The sequence below is a fragment of the Methylobacterium sp. CCH7-A2 genome (assembly GCF_001557075.1).
GTDB classification, from domain to species: Bacteria; Pseudomonadota; Alphaproteobacteria; order Rhizobiales; family Beijerinckiaceae; genus Allobosea; species Allobosea massiliensis.
The window spans coordinates 1-289 of sequence record NZ_LSKN01000216.1 but is presented as its reverse complement, the minus strand read 5'-3'; the positions used below and the strand labels follow the sequence as shown (position 1 = coordinate 289).

The window sequence follows — 289 nt, the reverse complement described above, 5'->3', positions numbered from 1 at the left end:
ATGCCGGCCTCGCCGCAGCACGAGCCCGCGGGCGCAACGGCGGCCGGCCCTTCAAGATGACGTCGGCGAAACTGCGGCTGGCGCAGGCGGCCATGGGCAAACCCGAGACGAAAATCGGTGAGCTCTGTGCCGAACTCGGCGTCACCCGTCAGACGCTCTACCGCCATGTCGCGCCCACAGGGGATCTCCGGCCAGACGGCGAAAAGCTGCTCGGCCGCAAGCCCAAATCGCCGCGTTCCCGGTCCGTCCAACTAAACGCGGTTTAGCGAACAAACCTTGAGGTGCCCCC

Annotated in this window: 1 pseudogene; it reads left to right on the top strand. The window is 67.1% G+C overall.

Annotation, left to right across the window (positions count from 1 at the left end):
* A pseudogene (locus tag AX750_RS26590) lies at positions 1-266 on the top strand (hypothetical protein); the annotation flags it as partial.
* Positions 267-289: the final 23 nt, after the last annotated feature.